The sequence below is a fragment of the Mesorhizobium sp. B2-3-5 genome (assembly GCF_006442395.1).
Lineage (GTDB): Bacteria > Pseudomonadota > Alphaproteobacteria > Rhizobiales > Rhizobiaceae > Mesorhizobium.
Genome location: NZ_VFVX01000012.1, coordinates 32690 through 54696, shown reverse-complemented (window position 1 = coordinate 54696; position 22007 = coordinate 32690). Strand labels below are relative to the sequence as shown.

Here is a 22007-nt window from a genome sequence, read left to right as displayed (position 1 = left end):
GGCCGCGGCATGAGCGAACAAGTCGTCAAGTCACTGACGGATCCCAGCCTTCTGATCGCGCTGCTGGTCGGCATCGCCGTGTTCGCGACCGTGTTTACGCTGCTGCCGGCCCTGGGCGGAAACCAGCTCAAGGCGCGCATGAAATCGGTGGCGCTGGAGCGCGATGAGCTTCGCGCCAAACAGCGCGCGCGGCTTGCGAGCGAGGCCGATCGCCGCCGCAAGGGCCTGCGCGAGCAACAGTCGATCGGCATGCGCAACATTGTCGACCGGCTCGATCTGCGGCGCGCTTTGGCAGACGAAAGCACCTTGCAGAAGCTCAAGGTCGCCGGCTTTCGTGGGCAGAATCCGCTGACGCGGTTTCTTTTCTTCCGTCTCGTGCTCCCTTTCGTCGGCTTCGCGTTGGCTCTGGTCTACATGTTCATACTCGGAGGATTGCCGGACAAGCCATTGGTCGTCCGGCTGTTCGTCTGCGTGCTCGTTGCCTATGGCGGCTTCTACACACCAGTGCTCTACGTCAACAACCGCGCCACCAAGCGCAAGCAGTCGATCCAGTTGGCATGGCCTGATGCGCTCGACCTTATGTTGATCTGCGTGGAATCAGGCATGTCGGTGGAAGCAGCGCTGCGCAAGGTGGCCGACGAGATCGGCGCTCAGTCGGTGCCGCTGGCGGAAGAGTTCATCCTGACCAACGCCGAGCTTTCCTATCTGCAGGAACGCAAGCAGGCCTACGAGAATCTCGCAAGCCGGACCGGCCTGGAATCGGTCAAGTCTGTGTCGCAGGCGCTCGTCCAGGCCGAGCGCTACGGCACGCCGGTGGCGCACGCGCTGCGCGTACTTGCCGCTGAAAGCCGCGACATGCGCATGCACGCCGCCGAGAAAAAGGCCGCGGCCTTGCCGCCCAAGCTCACCGTGCCGATGATCCTGTTCTTCCTGCCGGTGCTTTTCGCCATCATCCTTGGCCCTGCCGGCATCCAGGTCAGCCAGCGCGGCATCTTCGGCGATCAGCACAAGTCCAGTAGCCCGTGACGTATCCATTCAGACAAGAAACCGCGCGGCGTGCAGCGCGGCCTTCTTGTCTGGCACGGTTCGGTGATTGGACGCCGCATGCCTGCAGGTGTCGCAACGGAGTTTGCGCAAGGTAGAAGGGATCGGCGGCTTGGCGTTTCCGTGAAAACGAAAAGTGCGTAGCGGTTTTTTCCATCCGGGATTGCGTAAAAGCAAAGAGTCAGACCGGGTCAACGATTCCATCAAACGCTGAACCGCTCTTAGTTGGTCGCGGCTTTCGCCTTGTCCTGATCCTTGAGCTGGCTCCAGGCATTCTGCTGGGCCAGCATCTGCCTGAGATAGGCGACATTGGCCTGCGCCTGTTCGGGCGAGAGTTCCTGCGAGGCGATCTTCTCGGCTTCGTCGAAACGGCCTTGCAGGCCCACGACCAACGCCAGGTTCTGGCGCACGCGGCTGTCGGCATTAGGCTGCTGGGCGGCCGAACGCATATAGGTCTCGGCGGTGCGCAGATCCCCTTCCAGCACGTAGGACATGCCGAGATTGGAGAGAACCGAAGGCTCATTCGGCTTGAGTTCGAGGGCCTTGCGGTAAAGCTGGCGCGCTTCGTCCTTCTGGCCGATCTGATCGAGGATGGCCGCCTCCGCCGACACCAGCTTCCAGTCGGGATATTCGGGCGTCTGTGCGCGACGCACGGCATCGAGTGCCGCCTCGAACTGACCATTGGCGGCGAGCGCCTTGCCATAGGCGGCGAGCACGTCGCGGTCCTTCGGATAGGCGATCGCCAGCTTGCGCATCACGGCAAGCGACTGGTCGGCATCGCCGTCCATCTGCAGCGCGGCCGCGAAGCTGGTCGCTATATGCTTGTCGTTGGGGTTCCTGGCGTAGGACTGGCCAAGCGCGGCGGTGGCATTATGCAATTCTCCAGCCGACATGGACTCCAGCGGCTTGCCGCTGGTGCGGGTGATCGAGCCAGTCGTGAGCCTGCTGGTTCCGCAACCGGCGACGCCCGCCGCGAGCGCCAGCATGAGGGCCGTGGCGACAAGCCGTTTTCCCCTTGCATTCACTGTGCGGTTGGTCGGCATCGGCACCTAAGCCTCCATTCATACGCGTGGCCGTTACGCGGCCATCTTCCCTCCCGCAGAAATATTCTGTTAACCCTAACGGAGAGTTAAGAAACGCCGACTCGGGGCCTGGGCTCGGCATGGAGAACATCGAATGCCTGTTGAACTCGTCGAAAAGAAACTGGATGGCGCGTTGCCGGTGCACCTGGTCGCCGGTGAGGGCCTGGAGGCCGCCGGCCTTGCGCCATCCGCGATCGCCTGGGCCAGGGCCAATGGATTTTCGGGTGAAGCAGGCAGGACGCTGGCCGTGCCCGGCGAAAACGGCGCGCTTGCCGGCGCCTTGTTCGGTGTTGGCGATGGAGAGGGCGCGCTCGCTCTCGGCGCGCTGTCGAAGACCCTGCCGGAGGGGGACTGGCATTTCGCCTCGGCGCCCGCCGAGCCGGAACTCGCGGCGCTCGCGTTGGCGCTCGGCGGTTATATTTTTACCCGCTACGGCAAGAAACCGGGCAAGGCGCTGCGCTTTGACGTGCCGGCCGGTGTCGACGCGGCTCGTGTGCGCCGCATCGCCGACGGCGTCTTCCTGACGCGCGACTTGGTCAACACGCCGACCAGCGACATGGGACCGGATGATTTGGAAAAGGCGGTGCGGACCCTGGCCGGGACCCACAAGGCCGAAGTCTCCGTTGTCAAGGGCGACGACCTGCTTGCACGGAATTTCCCGATGATCCATGCCGTCGGCCGCGCCTCGACCGGCGTGCCGCGTCTGATCGACATGACATGGGGGCAACAGGGCGCGCCGAAGGTGACGCTGGTTGGTAAAGGCGTCTGTTTCGACACCGGCGGCCTCGATATCAAGCCGTCCTCCGGCATGCTGTTGATGAAGAAGGACATGGGCGGCGCCGCCAATGTTCTTGGTCTGGCCTCGATGATCATGGCTGCCGGGCTGAACGTGCGGCTTCGGGTGCTGATCCCCGCGGTCGAGAATTCGATCGCCGGCAATGCCTTCAGGCCGGGCGACGTGCTGGCGAGCCGCAAGGGCATCACGGTCGAGATCGGCAACACCGACGCGGAAGGGAGGCTCGTGCTGGGGGACGCGCTGGCGCTCGCCGACGACGAAGAGCCGCAGCTCCTGGTCGACATGGCGACGCTGACTGGAGCCGCCCGTGTCGCGCTCGGCCCCGACCTGCCGCCCTTCTATACCGGTGACGAGGCGCTGGCCTCGGAACTCGCGGCGGCGTCGCTGGCGGTCGAGGATCCGTTGTGGCGCATGCCGCTATGGCGGCCTTACGATGCGAAGCTGTCATCGAAGATCGCCGACATCAGCAATGTCACCACGGACGGTTTCGCCGGTTCGATCACGGCGGCACTGTTCCTCAAGCGCTTTGTCGAGAAGACGGCGAGCTGGGCGCATTTCGACATCTTCGCCTGGAACCCTGCCGACCGCCCCCACGGTCCTGCTGGTGGAGAGGCCCAAGGCATTCGGGCCCTGGAGCGGATCATCTCGGCACGGTTTGGCTGATGTGACGGCCGCAAGCAGAGCCGGCAAATTGCTGAAACTGAAACGGAACCGAAACAATTTGCTGTCATGCTGGGCGGATGTCGATTGCGATGCGCCCCAGCCAGGCCTTGCGACTGTGGCAGCAGGTGATGCTGTCGCAGGTGCGCGAAGACGCGCCCGATCTGACCATGCGCCAGACGGCGATCCTGTTCACCATCTATCTCGATCCGCCGCCGCACACGGTGCGCGGGCTCGCCGCTCGCCTCAATGTGACCAAGCCGGTCATCACGCGCGCGCTCGACACGATGGGTGCGCTGAAGCTGGTGTCACGCCATCGCGACGAACTCGACAAGCGCAATGTGCTGATCAAGCGCACGGTCGAGGGCGCGCTCTTTGTCGAGCGCTTCGGCGATGGTATCATCGCCAGAGCCCACGAACTGCCGATCTGACTGTATTGCCGTTACAACAGGGTTGCCGATTTTGACCGCTCACGATCCACGCCTTCATGCCTTCCGCACCGATCTCGCCGACGCGAGGTTGAAAGGAGAGGTCGTTGCCGAGCGCTTCGTCGCCGGCCGGCCGGCGCGGATTTCGGTCCCGGCGGCCGATATCCGCAAGGCGCCGAAGTCGGATTCGGGCGTCAACACGCAGGCCTTGTTCGGCGACGATGTCCTGGTTTTTGAGGATGCCGCAGGCTGGGCCTGGGTCCAGGCCGAGCGAGACGGTTATGTCGGCTATGTCGCCGACGCTATGCTGGGCGGACGCGACCATGCCCCCACCCATATCGTCTCGGTACCCCGCACCTTCCTTTATCCGGGTCCGGACCTGCGCTTTCCGGTCGCGGGCCAATTGTCGATGGGATCGAGGGTGGCGGTGACGGACACCGCTGAAACGCGCGGCACGCACTATGCCGTCCTGCCCTCCGGCGAGACGATCATCGCGGGCCACCTGCGGCCAATCAGCGAAGTTGTCTCTGACTATGTTTCGGTCGCCGAGACATTTCTCGGCACGCCCTATCTCTGGGGCGGCGTTTCCGGCTTCGGCATAGACTGTTCGGGTCTCGTGCAATTGGCGATGCGCATGACCGGCAGGGACGTGCTGCGTGATTCCGACATGCAGGCGGCAAGCATCGGCGAGCCGCTCGATCCGGGCCCGGAGCATGCCGGATTGCGCCGGGGCGACCTCGTCTTCTGGAAAGGCCATGTTGCCATCATGACCGACGCCGAGACCATGATCCACGCCAACGGCCACACCATGCTGGTCTCGCGCGAAGGATTGAAGGATGCCATCGGCCGCATCGGCTATCTCTATGGCGGCCCGACAGGGTTTCGCCGGCCGTAGGGTTTCTTCCTTCTCCCCGTCACTGTACGGGGAGAAGGTGCCCGAAGGGCGGGCAGCGCGAACCTCGGACCCGTTGGCGCTGCCCCTCACCTGCCTGCTGGCATCCTCTCTCCGTAAACGGGGCGAGGGCGCTTTCCCCCGAGATTTCGCCAATCTCTTATGGCGAAGTAGATAGCGCGATCCCCTTTTGTTCCGATTCTGCTTGGCGATCGCGCGCGCGCGCGCTACCTCTGGCACGTGACAGAGCAGCCGCGCCTTGCTGACCAGAATGCCGCCATTGCCCTGCCCGAGCCATTCGTAAAATGGTTCGGTGAGAAGGGCTGGTCGCCGCGCGCCCATCAGATCGAACTCCTGGCGAAGGCTCAGAGCGGACAGTCGGTGCTGCTGATCGCCCCGACCGGCGCCGGCAAGACGCTGGCAGGCTTCCTGCCGTCGCTGACCGAACTGGCCGTCAGGCTAAGGCGAAAACCAGGGCACGCGCATCGCGGCATCCATACGCTCTACATTTCGCCGCTGAAGGCGCTGGCCGTCGACATTGAGCGCAATCTCGGCAAGCCGGTGGAAGAGATCGGGCTGCCCGTCACTATCGAGACGCGCACCGGCGACACGCCTTCGCACAAGCGCCAGCGGCAGAAACTCGTGCCGCCCGACATCCTGCTCACCACGCCAGAGCAACTGGCGCTGCTGATCGCGGCTCCCGATGCCAGGCGGTTCTTCGAGGATCTGCGCTATGTCGTGCTCGACGAACTGCATTCGCTGGTGACCTCCAAGCGCGGCCATCTCCTGGCACTCGGCCTGGCGCGACTGCGCAGCTTTGTTCCTGGCCTGCAGACGATCGGCCTGTCGGCGACGGTCGCCGAACCGGATGAGTTACGGCGCTGGCTGGTCAGCCAGAACCCACCCAGCGAAATGGCCGAATTGATCGTCGTCACCGGCGGTGCGAAGCCCGAAATATCGATCCTCGATTCGGAAGAGCACGTGCCCTGGGCCGGACATTCGGCTCGTTATGCGACGCCGGAAATCTACCGCGAAATCAAGCGCCACAAGACGACCTTGCTATTCGTCAACACGCGCAGCCAAGCGGAGCTGCTATTCCAGGAATTGTGGCGCGTCAACGAAGACACGTTGCCGATCGCGCTCCACCACGGCTCGCTCGATGTCGCGCAGCGCCGGCGCGTCGAAAAGGCAATGGGCGACAATGCGTTGCGCGCCATCGTCGCCACCTCCACGCTCGACCTTGGCATCGACTGGGGCGATGTCGACCTGGTCGTGCATGTCGGAGCGCCGAAAGGAGCAAGCCGGTTGGCGCAGCGCATCGGCCGCGCCAATCACCGCATGGACGAACCGTCGAAGGCAATCCTCATCCCTGCCAATCGCTTCGAGGTGCTGGAGTGCCGGGCGGCGCTGGACGCCAACTATCTTGGCGCGCAGGACACGCCGCCGCTGGTCAATGGTGGGCTCGATGTGCTGGCACAGCATGTGTTGGGCTGTGCCTGTGGCGCACCGTTCAGTGCCGATGCGCTGTTCGAGGAGATCCGGACTGCCGCGCCTTACGCCGATCTTGATCGCCAGACATTCGACCGCGTCATCGATTTCGTCGCCACCGGCGGCTATGCTTTGAAGAACTACGAGCGCTACGCCCGCATCCGTCTGAACAAGGAGGGACTATGGCGGGTATCCAATCCGCGCGTCGCCCAGCAATACAGGCTGAATGTCGGCACCATCATCGAGGTGCCGGCGCTCAACGTGCGGTATGTCCAGGCCGGCAGCAAGGGTTCGGCGTCGCGCGGCGGCCGGGTTCTGGGCAAGATCGAGGAGGCTTTCCTCGAAACCCTGACCCATGGCGATACTTTTATGTTTGCCGGCAAAATTCTGCGTTTCGAGGGCATCCGCGAAAGCGAATGCTTCGTGTCCAACGCGCCTGGCAGTGATGCCAAGGTGCCCTATTATGGGGGCGGCAAGTTTCCACTTTCGACATACCTTGCCGAGCAGGTCCGCATCATGCTGGACGACCCGCAGCGTTGGAAGCAACTGCCTGAACAGGTAGCCGATTGGCTGAGATACCAGGCAGAGAAATCGGTGCTGCCCAAACGCGGCGACCTGCTGATCGAGACTTTTCCGCGTGGCAACCGCTACTATCTGGTCGCCTACCCGTTCGAGGGCAGGCTCGCCCACCAGACGCTCGGCATGCTGCTCACCCGTCGGCTCGACCGGGCGGGTGCCAGGCCGCTGGGCTTTGTGGCCACCGACTATGCGTTGGCAATATGGTCGCTGGGCGACATGGGCGCGATGTTCAAAGCCCGCAAGCCGTCTCTCGGCGCGCTGTTCGACCAGGACATGCTGGGCGACGATCTGGAGGCCTGGCTCGCCGACAGCTGGCTTCTCAAACGCACCTTCCGCAATTGCGCCCTGATTTCAGGGCTGATCGAAAAACGGCATCCGGGCCAGGAGAAGAGCGGTCGCCAGGTCACCGTCTCCACCGACCTGATCTATGACGTGCTGCGCAGCCACGAGCCCGACCACATCCTGCTTCAGGCAACGCGCGCCGACGCGGCGGCCGGTTTGCTCGATGTCAGCAGACTTGCGGACATGCTCTCGCGCATCCAGGGTCGAATCATGCATAAGAATCTGGAGCAGATTTCGCCGCTCGCGGTGCCGATCATGCTCGAGATCGGCAAGATGCCGGTAAATGGCGAAGCCGATGAAACACTTTTGATGGATGCGGCGACACTGGTCGAGGAGGCCATCGGACCGGGAATGAGTGAGGCATGAATTTTTCGCTGGCGCGTGCATCGCTGATTGCCGAGGCCGACCTTGTCGGCATCGCCGGCGAGCGTGCGGTCTGCGATCCGCGCGGCGTGCTCTACTTCCCGGAACTCAAACTGCTCGCGGTCTCCGACCTGCATCTGGAAAAGGGGTCGTCTCTGGCAAGGCGCGGTACGCTGATCCCGCCCTACGACACCGGTGCGACCTTGCTGCGGCTGCAGGCGGTGATATCAGACTATCAGCCGTCGATCGTCATCAGCCTGGGCGACTCCTTTCACGATGGCGGCGGCGCCGGGCGCATGCATGCCAGCTTCCGCGAGCGGCTGGAAGCGCTGATGGCCGGTCGCCAATGGTTCTGGGTCGCCGGCAATCACGACCCGGAAGCGCCGGCCGACCTGCCCGGCGAAACCGTGCGGGAACTTGCCATCGGCGCGCTGCTGTTTCGGCACGAACCGTCGAAGGTGCGCGTCGAGGGCGAGATCGCGGGCCATCTCCACCCTTGCGCCCGCATCGTACAGCGCGGGCGCTCGGTGCGCAGGCGCTGCTTCGCCGGCGATGGCGGCCGCATGATCATGCCGGCCTTCGGCGCCTATACCGGTTCGCTCAACGTCCTCGACCGCGCCTATGCCGGGCTGTTCCGCCTGGAATCGCTGATGGCCTATATGCTTGGCACCGACCGCATCTTCGCCATCTCCGGCTCGATGTTGCACCCCGGCTGAGCTCAGCGTCCGTAGTACAAGGTTACCGTGTGCTTGGCTTCGGCGAAGAACAGCCAGCGCTCGACCAGCATGCCGGCGAATTGAGCAACGGCGGCGAGCGCCGAAAGCACCGCCGCCAAGGGCCACGGAAAGGCGAAGGCGGCAACCAGCAACAGGATGGGTAAAGCGAAGGCCAGCGCCTGCGTGATCCGGCGCAGCTTCGCGCTGTGCTTGCGCGCGATGCGAAAGCCCATTTCCTTGAGCAGGTAGTTTTCTTCGGTGTGCGGCCATTCCAGTGTCCGCACCGTGCCGCCGGCAAGCCCGGTTGCGGTGTTGGCGGTGGTCGCGGTTTCCAGCCGGTCGTTGTAACGCCAGGTTGCCAGTTTCCAGATCCAGCCAAGCAGGACGAGCGGCACGGAAAATGCCAGAAAGATGTTCGAGCCCAGGGCAAAGCCTTGCAGCACCGCGTTCAGAAGCACGCTGCCGCTCATCGCCGAGAAGATGAGGTAACCGGGCAAGGTGTAGGGGCTGTGCCACTGGGCGATGGGCTTCAACGAGGCATAGATCATGCCTGTCATACAGACTGTGACGATGGCGCCAATGGCGGCCAGAAGCCCGGCGGCCGCCACCCAGCCGTCGAGGCGGCCAAGAATGACCCAGCCGATGCCGAACAGTCCTGCCGGGATGAAGGTGGCCACCGAGGCAACACCTTCACGCGACAGCCAGGAGCTGCGCCATTGCGAGAACGCCCGCCAGGCCCGCTCGGGCCGGCCGAGATGGCCCGTCGACGACAGCAGGCCGGCAACAATCAGGCCGAGCGCCAGTCCCATGCCGATGAAGCCCAGCCAGAAATCGTGCGGAATGAACCCAAGCGGCGCCAGCACGCCAAGCAGCGCGAGCAGGCCGTAGCCGGCGCCGGTGGCGGTGGTGAAGAAAACGACCGAGAAGGCGGGATGCATGTCAGTTCGAAAGCATGCGGTCGACCCAGCCCAGGAAGCCGCCTTCGGCCCGCACCGGCTCCAGCGCGGGAGCGGGCACCGATGCGGCGCGCTGTGTGTGGGCGCGCGGCGGCAGATATTTGTTGGTGGGGTGATAGCCCATCTCCGGCATCAGGTCGACGCCGCCGCGCTCTGCCACCAGTTGCGAAACCGCCGACTGGGGATCGCCGAGATCGCCGAAATGCCGGGCGCTGGTCGGGCAGGCGGCGACGCAGGCCGGCACGCGGTCCTGCTCGGCCAGATTGTCGTTGTAGATGCGGTCGACACAGAGCGTGCATTTCTTCATGACGCCGACATCGGTGTCGAATTCGCGCGCACCATAGGGGCAAGCCCAGCTGCACAGTTTGCAGCCGATGCACTTGTCTTCGTCGACCAGCACGATGCCGTCCGAGGCCCGCTTGTAGGAGGCGCCGGTCGGACAGACAGTGACGCAGGCCGGCGTCTCGCAATGCAGGCAGGAGCGCGGGAAGTTCACCGTGCGCCCGCCCATTTCGGTGGTGTGCTCGTAGCTATGCACGCGGTTGAACCAGACGCCGTCGACATGGCCGCCATAAGGGTCGATGTCGGTCAGCGGCGCCATATGCCCGCCGGTATTCCATTCCTTGCAGGCGGTGACGCAGGCCTGGCAGCCGACACAGGTGTCAAGATCGATAACCAAGCCGAGCTTTTTGTCGGTGTGGGTGGGAAGGCAAGTCATTCCGCAGCCTCTCTTGCCCGGCGAAAATCGGCGCCGAAGCTCAGCTTGTCGGGCAAAGGCTCGAAATGCGGCGGCTGGTGAAAACGCTCGAACTGGGGCTCGGTGAAACCGGCTTCCTCCGCCGCGCATTTGACGATGCGTACGCGCAGGTCGAACCAGGCCGCCTGGCCGGTAACGGGATCCGAGTTCGAATAGCATTTGCCACTGGCGTCGGCCGATGTCTGGTCGCCGATGATGTGATTGAGCAGGAAGCCGCGATTGCTCTCGGCGGCATCGTCCTTAAGCCCCCAGCTGCCGCGCCTTTTGCCGATGGCGTTCCAGGTCCAGACCGTGCTTTCGTTCACCCCGTCGATCAGCTTGATCTGCCCCTTGACCTTGCCATTGATGCTCTCGATCCAGACCCAGTCGTCATCGACAAGGCCGAGGCTGGCGCCGGTCCGGTGATGCACGAACAGCCGGTTCTGGCTGGTGATCTGCCGTAGCCATGCATTCTGCGAACCCCAGGAGTGATACATGTGCATGGGCCGCTGCGTCAGCGCGTGCAGCGGATATTTTTCAAGATCGACGACCGCTTCCTCGAACGGCATGTACCAGAGCGGCAGCGGGTCCATGTAGGTCTCGATGCGCTGGCGTTCGGCCTCCGGTGGCTGCATCCGCCCATGGCCGCGCGCGGCCAGTCGAAAGCGCTGCAGCGGTTCGGAATAGAGCTGGAAGATGATCGGCTCCGCCGCGGTGATAAAGCCCATCCGCACCGCGAAATCGAGATAGGAGCGGTTCGCCATCTTGTAGTAGCGCTGGTCGTCGGCAAAGTCGTGATGCCAAAAGCCGCCATTGTCGATGTAGCGCTGCAACTGGTTCGGATTGGCCTCGCCCTTGCCGATCGAGGTCCCATCCTTGCCGCGCCAGCCGGCCAGCGGGCCGGTGCCCGGCGTGCGTTCGTGGTTGACGATGTAGTCGGCATAATCCGCATATTTGGCCGATCGGTCGTCGTTGACGAAGCCCGGCAGACCGAGCCGCGCGCCGAGCTCGATCAGCACCGACTGGAACGGCCTGACGTCGCGGTCGGGCTCGACGACGGGATGGCGGATGGCGTCGCCCGGCCCGTCGGCATGGCTGATGGGCCGGTCGAGCAGGCTGATGCAGTCGTGGCGCTCGAGATAGGTGGTGTCGGGCAGAACGAGGTCGGCGAACGGCACGGTCTCGGAATAATAGGCGTCGGAATAGATGATGAACGGGATCTTGTAGTTGCCGGCCCCATCGTGGTCGGTCAGCATGCGAATCGTCTCGACGGTATTCATCGAGGAATTCCAGGCCATGTTCGACATGTACATCATCAGCGTGTCGATCGGGTAGGGATCGCCCGCCCAGGCATTGCGGATGACGGTGTGCATCAGGCCGTGCGCGGCCAGCGGCGCGTCCCAGGAATAGGCCTTGTCGATGCGCAGCGGCGTGCCGGCTTCATCGACCAGCAGATCATCGGGCCCGCAGACGAAACCGAGCGGCATGCCGTCGAGCGGCGTCATCGGCTCGACGATCTTGCCGGCGGGCTTCGGGCCCGGCGGCGCCGATTTGGGGTAGGGCGGCTTGAAACGAAAGCCGCCGGGAACATCCACGGTGCCGAGCAGCACCTGCAGCAGGTGGATGGCGCGGCAGGTATGAAAACCGTTGGAATGGGCCGAGATGCCGCGCATGGCGTGCATCGAAACGGGCCGACCCTTGATCGTCTCGTGCCGGCGCCCCGCCCAGTCGGTCCAAGCCACCGGCAGCTCGATCGTCTGCTCGAAGGCGACATGGGCGAGTTCGGCGGCGATCCGGCGGATCGTATCGGCGGGAATGCCGCAATGCTCCGCGACCGCGTCCGGCGCATATCGCTCATCGAGGTAGCGGTCGGCGATCAGCTGGAACACCGGCACGCAGCGGCGGCCGTCGACTTCGAAGCTGCCGGTCAGCGCCGGCTTCGCCTCCGGGTCGATTGCCTTGACGGAGGTTTTCGCCGCCCTGTCCCAGGCCAGCGGATTGCCGTCGGCGTCGCGCAAGAACAGCCCGTCATCGGCGGCGTCAGGCTCCTGGATGACCAGCATATGGGCGTTGGTATAGCGCAGGAGATAGTCGAGATCGACGCGCCCGGCTTTCATGAGTTCGTGGATCAGCGCGAAGACGAACAGGCCGTCGGTGCCGGGCCGGATGCCGATCCAGTCGTCCGCAATGGCATTGTAGCCGGTCCGGCATGGATTGATCGACACAACCTTGGCGCCGCGCGCCTTGAGCTTGCCGAGGCCGATCTTGATCGGGTTGGAATCATGGTCCTCGGCGACGCCGAACAGCATGAAGTACTTGGTGTTGTCCCAGTCGGGCTCGCCGAACTCCCAGAACGAGCCGCCGATCGAGTAGAGGCCACCAGCCGCCATGTTGACCGAACAGAAACCGCCATGGGCGGCGAAATTCGGCGTGCCGAACTGGCTCGCCCACCAGCCGGTCAAGGATTGCGACTGGTCGCGCCCGGTGAAGAAGGCGAGTGTCTTCGGGTCGGTCCGGCGGATGGTCGAGAGCCGCTCTGTCGCGATCGAAAAGGCTTCTTCCCACTCGATCTCCCGGAACTCGCCCGAGCCCCGTGGCCCGCTCCGGAGCAGCGGCTTCCTTAGCCGGGCCGGGCTGTAGTGCTGCATGATGCCGGAACTGCCCTTGCCGCAGATCACGCCGCGATTGACCGGATGGTCCTTGTTGCCGTTGATGTAGCGGACCTTGCCGTCCTTGACGTGCACGTCGATGCCGCAGCGGCAGGCGCACATATAGCAGGTCGTCTTGGCGATGCGGTCGGAAACGCTTGGCGAGGTGTCGACGCCGTCGCCTTCATCGGGCGCACGCGTGTCGGCAAGCGGGCGTTGCGATGCTGCCGAATTCGCGCCGCGCGGCGGTCCGTGCATCATGATCCGGCCGTATCCGCGCGGTTCGCGGACTTGGCCCGCGTCTTCGGCCCGGGACCGCGCATGTAATGCTCTTCCGGGTGATAGCCATCGCCAGCCAGCCGCCGCCGGATACCGCGGGCCCAATGGGCAAGCAGGGATCTGAATCGCCCGATCATTTTATCAGCTGCTATTCGTTGGCCAATTTTTTCTAATTTCAGATCAAAAAGTAGAATAAGGCTATCGATCCGTCTAATTAGTTGTTCTTGTAAATTCGATCGGTATTGGTTCTTAATGCGTCCATGACCCTGGATCAGTTGCGCATTTTCGTCGCCGTCGCCGAGCGCGGCCACATGACCAAGGCGGCGGAGCTTCTGGGCATTTCCCAGTCCGCCGCATCGGCCGCCATCCGCGCGCTTGAAGAGCAGCACGGCGTCCACCTGTTCAACCGCGTTGGCCGCAACATCGAACTTGCCCAGACCGGCCACCGGTTCCTGCCCGAGGCCAAGGCCGTTCTGGAGCGGGCCGCGGCCGCCCGCAACGTGCTGGAACATGTCTCGCAGACGGTCGCCGGCAGTCTCTCGATCGCCGCCAGCCTAACCATCGCCAGCTACTGGCTGCCGCGCCGGCTGGCGTCCTTCCACGAGGCCTACCCCGCGGTGAGGCTGAGCGTCAGCATCGGCAATACAAGGCAGGTCGAGGCCAGCGTGCTGGATGGAACCGCCGATCTCGGCCTGGTCGAGGGGCGCACTGAGTCCGACATATTGCGTCGCGCCAAGGTCGATACCGACCGGTTGATGCTGGTGGTCGCCAGCTCCCATCCCGAGATCGCCGAAACCGCGCCGGGACACCCCGACATCAGGGGCTTGCGCTGGATCATCCGCGAGGGCGGCTCGGGCACGCGCGAAGTGCTGGAGGACCTGGCGCGGCGTGACGGGATTTCGCTCGCCGACCTGCAGGTATTCCTGGTGCTGCCCAGCAACGAGGCGGTTCGCCAGGCGGTCGAGGCGGGCGCTGGCGCCACCATCATTTCGGAACTCGTGGTCGGACGCGCCGTCGCCGAAGGCAGTCTGAGAGCCGTGCCGATCGAACTGCCGAAGCGCGACTTCGCCATGATCACCCATCGCGATCGCCAGGCAAGCCTGGCCCAGATGGCGCTCAAGGCGCATCTCGGCGCCGGAACCGCGGGAAGTGGCCCGGCTTAGAGCAATTCCAGGAAAAGTGCGTAGCGGTTTTCCGTCCGGAATTGCGTCAAAACAAAGTGTAGCAATTCCAGGAAAAGTGCGTAGCGGTTTTCCGTCCAGAATTGCCCAGAAACAAAGATGGTTCAGCCGAACTTCCGCTGGGCGTCGAGCGCCAGGCCAAGGCCGACCGAGCCGAACATGTCGCCTTCGATGACGGAAGCTTGCGGCACCAGCGACAGGATTTCCCGTCTGGCCAGCGGGATCGCGGTCGAGCCGCCGGTCAGGAACACCGCGGTGATGTCCGCCGGCTTGACCTGCGCGTCGCGGATGGTCTGGCCGACCGTTTCGGTGATCCGCTCGATATCCCTGGCGATCGTGGCGTTCAGCCCCTCGCGCGTGATCTCGGCGGCGAATGCGGCGCCCGGCAGCGTCACGGCTACTTCCGCCGACGACCTGTCGGTCAGCTCTATCTTGGCCTTTTCGACCAATGCCGCCAGCGCGTGCCCATAGCGATGCTCGACGATGTGGATGAAGCGGTCGACCAGATCGGCGCGTTCGGCCTCGTAGCGGATCTGGCGCAGATGCGTCATCGCCTTGGCGGTATAAACCAGGTTGATGCGCTGCCATGTGGCGAGATCGATGAAATAGCTTGCCGGCAGATTGCGCTTGCCGTCCTTGGTCGGCGTCAAATAGCCGAGCCTCGGCATCACATGGGCGATGCTGAGCAGCCGGTCGAAGTCGGTGCCTCCGATATGGACGCCACGGCTGGCCAGTATATCGTCCTTGCGGTCGAACGACCGGGCGCGCTGCGGTGAGACCTTGACGATCGAGAAGTCCGACGTGCCGCCGCCCATATCGACGATCAGCGCCAGTTCCTCGCGCGTCACCTTCTGTTCGTAGTCGAGCGCCGCGGCGATCGGCTCGAATTGGAAAGCGATATGCTTGAAGCCTTGCGCGTGGGCAGCAGCTTCGAGCTCGCTCTGCGCCTTCGCATCGGCCTTGGCATCGTCATCGACGAATTGTACCGGCCGGCCGAGCACCACGCTCTCGACCGCACCGCCTGCGTGTTCCTCCAGCCTTTTCCTGAGATGACCGATGAACAGGCCGACGATCTCCATGAAGCCGATCGAGCGCGCCTTGATGCGGGTCTTTTCGTGCGCGAGCGAGCTGCCAAGCACGCTCTTCAGCGAGCGCATCAATCGGCCTTCGACCGCATCCGTGTAATTGGCGATGGCCTGGCGGCCGTAGCCGATGCGGCCGTCCTCGAAGTTGAAGAAGACGGCACTCGGCAAGGTGACCTGGCCGTCCTCAAGAGGAACGAGGTGCGGCTGTCCGCTGCTGACCACGCCGACGGTGGAGTTTGACGTGCCGAAATCGATGCCGGCGAATGCTGGTCGCATCGCAGCCTCCTGTCATTGGCGGGCAGCGGATCGGCGCTCGCGGGAGAAGCGTGCGCTGCGGTTCGGACGACCGAACCGCTCTGCCGGATTGAATTGTGCGTGTATGCCCGTCGGGCGGGGAGGTGCGGTCTATAGCATGGCGCGAGAAAGGGAAACCCCTTTTGGCGTCTCAGTCCTTGCGGAAGAGCAGCCTGCCGAGCCAGCCCGTTATCATGGCCAGCGATATCGCGAAGACGCCATAGAGAAAGGCATAGTCGTGGGCGACGCGGAAGATCGACTGTTCGAAGCCGGACTTGCGGATTTCCAGCTGGGCCGAGCTTTCCTTGATGAACAGGCCGCTCTTGAACAGGAAGGCGCGCGCCTTGTGGGTGCCGACCGGAACATTCGGCGCCAGCCGGACAGTGGCGCGGAACAGGTTCTGCGACAGGAACTGCACGCCGCCGACATTCTCGCTGTAGAGGCCGGTCGCCGATTTGCGCTCGCGCAAGGCCGCGGTGAATTCCTCGATCGTGGCCGGGCTATCGCCGGCGTCCGCGGGCTGCATGTAGAGATTGGAGGCGCCGAGCGACAGCTGCCTGTAGCTGTTCGGTTCGGTGATGTCCTGCAGCGGTCGTGTCGTCGCAACCGAATAGGAGACCGGCACGTTCTCGAAGGTCTCGGATTCCAGATTGATCCAGACGCCGAGCACCCGGTCCTTGCGGCGTACCACTACCGGCTTGGGTGGCCCTTCAAGCACGACGATGACATCGTAGCGACCCTGGCGCGCAACCAGCGGATCGGGGTTTTCCAGCGAACCGAAGATGGTCAGGTCGGCGCCGGAAAAGCCGGCGGTGATGGAGACATTGTCCGTGGAAAGACCGATCTGGATGCTTTCTATCGGCGGCGTCTGTGCTCTCGCTGGCGTGGTTGGCGCAAGCAAGGACAGGAAGATGGCGGTTGCGAGCGTCCCCAACCCCCTCATCAGTTGAGACCCGCGCCGGACAGCGAATAGAGATTGGGCGGCGTCACGAACAGATCGATGGCAAGCCGGATTGCCACGGCCAGCACCAGCAAAGCCAGCAGCGCCCTCAATTGCTCGCCGCGCAGCCTCTGGCCGGCCTTGGCGCCATATTGCGCGCCGGCCACGCCGCCGGCCATCAGCAGGAAGGCCAGCATCACATCGACGGTTTGGTTGGTGGTTGCGTGGACCAGCGTCGTGTAGGCGGAGGTGAAGATGATCTGGAACAGCGAAGTGCCGATAACGACGTTGGTGGGCACTTTGAGCAGATAGATCAGCGCCGGCACCATGATGAAGCCGCCGCCGACACCCATGATGGACGACAGGAAGCCGATGGCGGCGCCGAGGCCAAGCACCGGGATGACGCTGACGAACAGTTTCGACGCCCTGAAGCGCATCTTCAGCGGCAGGCGGTGGATCCAGTTGTGCTGGCCGGATTTCTTCAGCACCGGCGCCGCGCCACTGCGCGTGGCGCGCAGGGCATTGACGCTTTCGACCAGCATCAGACCGCCGACGGTGCCGAGCAGCACGACATAAAGCAGCGAGATGAACAGGTCGAGCTGACCCAGCCTGCGCAGCAAACCGAAGACAAAGATGCCGCCGGTGGAGCCGACGATGCCGCCGGCCAGGAGCACCCCGCCGAGCTTGAAGTCGAGCGTGCCTCGCTTCATGTGCGACAGCGCGCCGGAGAAGGATGAGGCGATGACCTGGTTGGCGCCGGTGGCGACCGCGATCGCCGGGGGGATGTTGTAGAAGATCAGCAGCGGTGTGATGAGAAAGCCGCCGCCGACGCCGAACATGCCCGATAGGAAGCCCACCGCGGCGCCCATGGCCAGCAGCACGAAGACGTTGACGGAAATTTCCGCAATCGGGAGATAGATGCCCACCCGTCAGTCTCGATCAGTTTGCCTGTCGGCCAATGCTGCCGTTGCGGCAGTCTCGCACCGAAAAGCCAATTTTTTCTTGCGCCGAAACGGTGGTGGGGTCAAACCCCGCCACCGTGCCGAAACAAAAAATATCTCAATCAGTTAACAGGCAAATGTGTGGCAGGGGCATCGCGGAAACGACGCTTCTTCCGTTATTTGCGCGCCAGCAGTGCCTTGACCAGTTTTTCATCGACGGCACCGGTCGCCGGCAGCTTGTTGTCGGCCTGGAAAGCGATGATAGCGTTCTTGGTCTTGTCGCCCATGACGCCATCGGCGCCGCCGGCATCGTAGCCGTTCTTGTTAAGGATCAGTTGGATGTTCTTGACCGCCTTTTTCATGTCGATGCCGGCGGTCGTCTGCGGCGTGCCCTCCTGCCAGGATTCGGGAATGTCGGCCGAATTGGCCGCCGTGTTGAGTGGCTTGGCCTTCCACAATTCGGTCGCGGCACGGGCGCGCTCCAGCTGTTCGGGCCGCAGCGCATTGGCGATCTCGTCGCGTTTGGTGGCTGCATCCTTGTCGCCGGTCTTGGCGACCAGCGCGAACCATTTGTAGGACTCCTCGAGGTTCTGCTTCATGCCGACGCCCTTTGCGGCGAGGATGCCGAGATTGAACTGGCTGTCCTTGACGCCGAGGTCGGCGGCCTCCTGGAACCAGTGCGCGGCCGATTCATTGTCGGCCACGCCATCCGCGGCCATGGCGAACAGCACGGCCAGATTGTGCATGGCGCTGGCGTTGCCCTGCTCGGCGGCGAGCTGGTACCAGGTCTTCGACTTCTTGATGTCGCGCGCGACGCCGATGCCCTTCTCGTAGAAGTTGCCGATGCGGTATTCGGCCGGCGCGAAGCCGAGTTCCGCCGACTTCTCGTACCATTTGGCGGCCGCCGCCATGTCTTCCTTGACGCCGCGCGACTCCGCGTAGCGCGAGCCGATCTCGAACAGCGCCTTGGCGTCGCCGCCAGCAGCGGCATCGCGCAGCGCGGCCGGGCCGGCATCGGCCGGGATGTCGAACTTGGCCGTCGCTGGCGTCGGCGCAACCGCTCCGGTGGCACCTTTGCCGGGGCTGTGGTTGGTCGCCATTGGCATGGCCGGCTGCGAAGCGGTATCCGTCGCTTGCGCGCCGCTGGCGACAGCGGCCGGCCCTGAAGCCGTTGCGTCCGGGACCATGGAAACGGGCGCGGTTGGCGCCGGAGCGGCCGAAGCCATCTCCTCGGGGGCGGTGGCGCTCGGGCCGGAAGACGTGGCCGAAGCCGCGGACGCCGCCGGCGCCGTATTCGCCATCGCGTCCGTGTCTGACGGCATGGCGAGCGCGGTCTGCGCGACCATCTCATTCTTGCTTGCCGGAACGGAGGGATCGGCTTGCCTGACGGGGCGGGCAGGCGCGCTGTCCGTTGTCGCCGGCTGGGTTTCGATCTTCGGCTGGCTCGCCATGTCGACGGATGCCGTCTGCACTGGTTGCGCGGTGATGATCGGGGTCGCGTCGCTATTTGCCACCTGGGCCGGATCCGAGAGAAACGCCTTGCCCAGCTGCAGGCCGGCAAGCGCCAGCATGATCGCTGCCGCAGCCATCAGGATCGGCTTGCGCCGCGCCTTGAGCAAGTCGCCGATTCTCAGTGCCTTCACCGGCCCTTTCATGGTCGACTGGCGCTTCAAGGCATCCGCCTCGGCTGCGGCGGCCTGGGCGGCGCGCCGGGCGGCCGCGATGAAATCCGATTTCGCGGCATCGCTTTCACTGGGCCTTGCCGGTTGCGCCCGCTCGTCGCGCACACGCTTCATGATGGCATTGAGGTCGGGTGCGCCGGAGCCGGGTTCCAGCGGGCGGTTGGCCACTTTCGGGTCGAGCGGCTCGTCGAGATCGACACTCGGGATCTCGGCGCTCGGCGCCGAGCCGGCCAGCGGCGGGACATCCGCCGTCTTCTTGCTCTTGAAGGCGCGTGCCAGCCCGCCGAACAACGATTTGCGGCCAGCCGGCTGATCCTTCTCGGCTATGGTGTCGGAACCGAGTGCGGCCATGGCGGCCGCTACGGCGGCTTCCGCCGGCGTGCGGGCGCCCGGCCCGCGTGGCAGGCCGGTTTCGGCATGCATCACCGGCTCGCCGGGGAAACCAGGTTCACCGCGCGATATGGCCGCGCCACGCGCGTCGAGATCGGCCAAGTCACCGCTCAGCGGCAGCGGTTCGTCAATGTTCATCGACGGCGCGTTCACGGCCATCTTGGGCCGCCGTGCGCCCCGCCAGCCGCTCGTATCCACCGGCGCCGTATCCAGGAGCTCGCTTACCGCTTCGGACGGTTCGCTGGTTTCCAGCGAACCCAGCCTGTCGACAATCTTGAGCAGCGTATCGTGGATGGCCTCGAATGTCCGCGAATTGCGCTCGTCGGAACGGCGCGTCAGACTTTCCAGTGTCTTCAGGTCCTGGGCGAGGCCTGAAACCGCCGTCGTGTTGGCGTTCGAACCGGCCAATGACCGCACCGCGTTCTCGGCTGCTTCGCGTGCCGCGCCGAGAATGGAATCGCGGGTTCCCGCCAGCGCCTTCTCGATTTCGTCGAGGCGCGGGCTGATATCTTCGAATTCTGGCAGCGGCGTGCTGGGCTTGGACAGGTGAGCCGACAGGCCGGCGACCTGTGCCTCCAGGCTGCGGATCAGCGCCGGATCGATGCCGGCCACCTGCGCCGCCGACGCGTCCAGCCGGCTTGAAATGTCCTCGAGCCGGCTTTCCAGTCCACGGATCGCCGCTTCGCCGGCAGGATCGGGAACGCGCGTTTCCATGCGCTGGGCGAGCGCGGTGAAGCGGGCGTCGATGGCTTCCATGATGCCGGCGCTGTCGATCTGCGGAATCATGCGCTGGTCAAGCCGGTCGGCAACTTCGTCCAGCCGGCGTTCGAGATCGCGAAACAGCATGTTGCCCTGTTCGATGGCGTCGCCCTGGCGGCGTTCCATCATGCCGGACAGCACGTCGAAGCGTTGCTCCAGCCCATGGAAGATATAGTCGGCGTCCGGCATGGCCGGCGCCTGGTCGATCTTGTCGGCGATGAGCGTGATCTGTTTGGCCAGCCGTTCCATCGCCTGTTCGGGCAGGTTGGCGCGACCGGCCAATTCGTCGACCCGGTTGGACAGCGTGCTCAGGCGATCCATGACCGCGTTGCCGGGGCGGTCCTGCGCCACTTCCTCGATCTGCCGGGCGAGCGAATCGATCCGCTTCTCGATGCGCTCGAAAGCTTCATGGTCGACCGAATTGGCCTGTGCCGCGACGGTCGAGGCGACGATGGCACGGGAAATCTCGTCCAGCCGCTCGTCGATCATGGCAAGCGTGTCACCGCCGCGATTGTCCTGCTGGCTGGCGAAGTGATCGACGGCGCCGGCAAGTGTGCGGACCTTTTCCTCCAGCGAGCGTAGCGACAGCGATTCCGGCAGGTTGTTGACGGCATTGCTGATCTGCTCCAGCCGGCCGGTCAGGGCCGCAAGGGCGGGATCGTCGGAGCGTTTGCGCTGGTCGGCATCGACCCGGTCTTCGAAAGCCGTCCAGCGGCGGTCGAAATCGTCCCAGCGGCGGTCGACTTTCTGCACGCTCTCCTCGCGCGCCAGCGTGTCGAGCGCGGTCTTGACCTGCTCGAGCTCCAGCCGCAGCAGGTTGACGCTTCTGTCGTCGCTTTTTTCCGACAGCGACTTGATGGCGCCGGAAAGCCGTTCGAATTCGATGCCGAGTTCGGCGCTGCCCTTGCCCGATGCGCCGGGCCTGGCGTTCGACTGGAAGGCGCGGTCGATATCCTTGCGCAGCGCATCGAATTCGCGCTGCAGCCCTGCCGTCATCTGGTGGCGCAGCTCCTCGCGCATGCCGCGCAGTTCGCCGGCGATCTTGCCGACCATGGCGACGCTGTCTTCCTGGCCGCGGACGCGGTCGATGTCGCGGGCGATGGCCTGGTAGTTCTGGTCGAAGGAGGGGGCAGGCGCCGGATTCTGAGGGCGCGGGGCCGGCTGCGGTTCCTCGTACCAGCGCTGCTGGCCGGTTAGCTGGGCGGCTGGATAATGGGGGTCGGCGGCGGGATAGCGTGGCTCGGTCGCGGGATAGCGCGGGTCGGCGCCGTATTGGCGGGAAGCGGGACTCGCCGTCACCTCCTCGCGCGTCTGCCCCAGTCGCTGTTCCAGCGTCTCCAGCGAGCGGTTCAGTTGCTCGAGCGTGGTCTGTGGCCTGCGCTGCCTGCCGGCGTTGAGTGTATCGAGGTAGGACCGCTTGCTGTTCATCGGTGCGTCCGTCTTTCAGATTGGCCGGTTTGCGACCAGCTCTCCAAGTCCCTGCCGGAACGAAGGCGACCGCGCTTCCATGCCACGGTGGAAGACAAGCTTCCCGGGTTTCACCCGCGCTCCGAAAAACCGTGAGAAATTCGATACAGGATAAACACGGGTAGCCGACACGCGCACATTTCGCCCAACGTGGTAAACAACGCGTTAACCAAGCTTAAGAAGTTGCAAGGAAGTTGGCTGTCGCTGCCCGCAGTGCGGCATAAAGCACCGGTCACAGAACGCCCTTGCGTCATCAGGC

The 22007-nt window shown here is 64.4% G+C and carries 15 protein-coding genes; 7 read left to right on the top strand and 8 right to left on the bottom strand.

Annotated elements, in window-relative coordinates:
- The first annotated feature begins 9 nt into the window (after nt 1–9).
- On the top strand, nt 10–1026 hold the full coding sequence (locus FJ958_RS15915; RefSeq protein WP_140744162.1) for a type II secretion system F family protein: 1017 nt from the start codon (nt 10–12) through the stop codon (nt 1024–1026).
- A gap of 239 nt (nt 1027–1265) precedes the next feature.
- On the opposite strand, the gene FJ958_RS15910 is transcribed toward FJ958_RS15915, so the two are convergent.
- The gene (locus tag FJ958_RS15910) at nt 1266–2087 is read right to left on the bottom strand and encodes a tetratricopeptide repeat protein (protein WP_140744255.1); all 822 of its coding nucleotides are present in this window, start codon (nt 2085–2087) and stop codon (nt 1266–1268) included.
- A 133-nt stretch (nt 2088–2220) separates the two neighbouring features.
- Between FJ958_RS15910 and FJ958_RS15905 the strand changes: the two genes are divergently transcribed.
- From FJ958_RS15905 to pdeM, 5 genes are all read left to right on the top strand, one after another.
- Nucleotides 2221–3585 carry a M17 family metallopeptidase gene (locus tag FJ958_RS15905; protein ID WP_140744161.1) on the top strand — a complete coding sequence of 455 codons (1365 nt, stop codon included), beginning with the start codon at nt 2221–2223 and terminating at the stop codon, nt 3583–3585.
- 77 nt (nt 3586–3662) lie between these two features.
- On the top strand, nt 3663–4013 hold the full coding sequence (locus FJ958_RS15900) for a MarR family winged helix-turn-helix transcriptional regulator (protein WP_140744160.1): 351 nt from the start codon (nt 3663–3665) through the stop codon (nt 4011–4013).
- Nucleotides 4014–4044: 31 nt separating this feature from the next.
- The gene (locus FJ958_RS15895) at nt 4045–4905 is read left to right on the top strand and encodes an NlpC/P60 family protein (RefSeq protein WP_246679609.1); all 861 of its coding nucleotides are present in this window, start codon (nt 4045–4047) and stop codon (nt 4903–4905) included.
- 237 nt (nt 4906–5142) lie between these two features.
- Nucleotides 5143–7677: a ligase-associated DNA damage response DEXH box helicase gene (locus FJ958_RS15890; RefSeq protein ID WP_140744158.1), complete on the top strand. Its 2535-nt coding sequence runs from the start codon at nt 5143–5145 to the stop codon at nt 7675–7677.
- Nucleotides 7674–8390 carry a ligase-associated DNA damage response endonuclease PdeM gene (gene pdeM, locus FJ958_RS15885; protein WP_140744157.1) on the top strand — a complete coding sequence of 239 codons (717 nt, stop codon included), beginning with the start codon at nt 7674–7676 and terminating at the stop codon, nt 8388–8390. The genes FJ958_RS15890 and pdeM overlap by 4 nt, the downstream gene beginning before the upstream one ends.
- 2 nt (nt 8391–8392) lie before the next feature.
- Here the strand turns inward: pdeM and FJ958_RS15880 are convergent, their stop codons facing one another.
- From FJ958_RS15880 to FJ958_RS15870, 3 genes are read right to left on the bottom strand one after another with little or no spacing between them, the layout of a single operon-like run.
- Nucleotides 8393–9328 carry a DmsC/YnfH family molybdoenzyme membrane anchor subunit gene (locus tag FJ958_RS15880; protein WP_140744156.1) on the bottom strand — a complete coding sequence of 312 codons (936 nt, stop codon included), beginning with the start codon at nt 9326–9328 and terminating at the stop codon, nt 8393–8395.
- 1 nt (nt 9329) lies between these two features.
- Entirely contained in the window at nt 9330–10064 is a 735-nt protein-coding gene (locus tag FJ958_RS15875; RefSeq protein WP_140744155.1) for a 4Fe-4S dicluster domain-containing protein, read from the bottom strand.
- Nucleotides 10061–12991 (bottom strand): molybdopterin oxidoreductase family protein, encoded by a 2931-nt coding sequence (locus FJ958_RS15870; protein WP_181176404.1) that lies wholly within the window; start codon nt 12989–12991, stop codon nt 10061–10063. Before FJ958_RS15870 ends, FJ958_RS15875 begins: the two co-directional genes overlap by 4 nt.
- Nucleotides 12992–13269: 278 nt before the next feature.
- On the opposite strand from FJ958_RS15870, the gene FJ958_RS15865 reads away from it, so the two are divergent.
- Nucleotides 13270–14172, top strand: coding sequence for a LysR family transcriptional regulator (locus tag FJ958_RS15865; RefSeq protein WP_140744154.1), 903 nt, complete (start codon nt 13270–13272; stop codon nt 14170–14172).
- A 122-nt stretch (nt 14173–14294) separates the two neighbouring features.
- Here FJ958_RS15865 and FJ958_RS15855 read toward each other — a convergent pair whose 3' ends face one another.
- The 4 genes from FJ958_RS15855 to FJ958_RS15840 form a co-directional block, all read right to left on the bottom strand.
- On the bottom strand, nt 14295–15551 hold the full coding sequence (locus FJ958_RS15855; RefSeq protein ID WP_140744153.1) for an Hsp70 family protein: 1257 nt from the start codon (nt 15549–15551) through the stop codon (nt 14295–14297).
- A gap of 169 nt (nt 15552–15720) precedes the next feature.
- Nucleotides 15721–16512, bottom strand: a complete 792-nt coding sequence (locus FJ958_RS15850) for a TIGR02186 family protein (protein ID WP_140744152.1) — start codon at nt 16510–16512, stop codon at nt 15721–15723.
- Nucleotides 16512–17435, bottom strand: coding sequence for a sulfite exporter TauE/SafE family protein (locus FJ958_RS15845; protein ID WP_140691415.1), 924 nt, complete (start codon nt 17433–17435; stop codon nt 16512–16514). Before FJ958_RS15845 ends, FJ958_RS15850 begins: the two co-directional genes overlap by 1 nt.
- Nucleotides 17436–17626: 191 nt before the next feature.
- Nucleotides 17627–21709: a peptidoglycan-binding protein gene (locus FJ958_RS15840; protein ID WP_140744151.1), complete on the bottom strand. Its 4083-nt coding sequence runs from the start codon at nt 21707–21709 to the stop codon at nt 17627–17629.
- Between the last annotated feature and the right edge of the window lie 298 nt (nt 21710–22007).

Excerpts from the sequence above, each read along its gene's own strand:
- FJ958_RS15915 (WP_140744162.1), top strand. The coding sequence starts at position 10 with ATGAGCGAACAAGTCGTCAAGTCACTGACGGATCCCAGCCTTCTGATC.
- FJ958_RS15910 (WP_140744255.1), bottom strand. The coding sequence starts at position 2,087 with ATGCCGACCAACCGCACAGTGAATGCAAGGGGAAAACGGCTTGTCGCC.
- FJ958_RS15905 (WP_140744161.1), top strand. The coding sequence starts at position 2,221 with ATGCCTGTTGAACTCGTCGAAAAGAAACTGGATGGCGCGTTGCCGGTG.
- FJ958_RS15900 (WP_140744160.1), top strand. The coding sequence starts at position 3,663 with ATGTCGATTGCGATGCGCCCCAGCCAGGCCTTGCGACTGTGGCAGCAG.
- pdeM (WP_140744157.1), top strand. The coding sequence starts at position 7,674 with ATGAATTTTTCGCTGGCGCGTGCATCGCTGATTGCCGAGGCCGACCTT.
- FJ958_RS15880 (WP_140744156.1), bottom strand. The coding sequence starts at position 9,328 with ATGCATCCCGCCTTCTCGGTCGTTTTCTTCACCACCGCCACCGGCGCC.
- FJ958_RS15875 (WP_140744155.1), bottom strand. The coding sequence starts at position 10,064 with ATGACTTGCCTTCCCACCCACACCGACAAAAAGCTCGGCTTGGTTATC.
- FJ958_RS15870 (WP_181176404.1), bottom strand. The coding sequence starts at position 12,991 with ATGATGCACGGACCGCCGCGCGGCGCGAATTCGGCAGCATCGCAACGC.
- FJ958_RS15865 (WP_140744154.1), top strand. The coding sequence starts at position 13,270 with ATGACCCTGGATCAGTTGCGCATTTTCGTCGCCGTCGCCGAGCGCGGC.
- FJ958_RS15855 (WP_140744153.1), bottom strand. The coding sequence starts at position 15,551 with ATGCGACCAGCATTCGCCGGCATCGATTTCGGCACGTCAAACTCCACC.
- FJ958_RS15850 (WP_140744152.1), bottom strand. The coding sequence starts at position 16,512 with ATGAGGGGGTTGGGGACGCTCGCAACCGCCATCTTCCTGTCCTTGCTT.
- FJ958_RS15840 (WP_140744151.1), bottom strand. The coding sequence starts at position 21,709 with ATGAACAGCAAGCGGTCCTACCTCGATACACTCAACGCCGGCAGGCAG.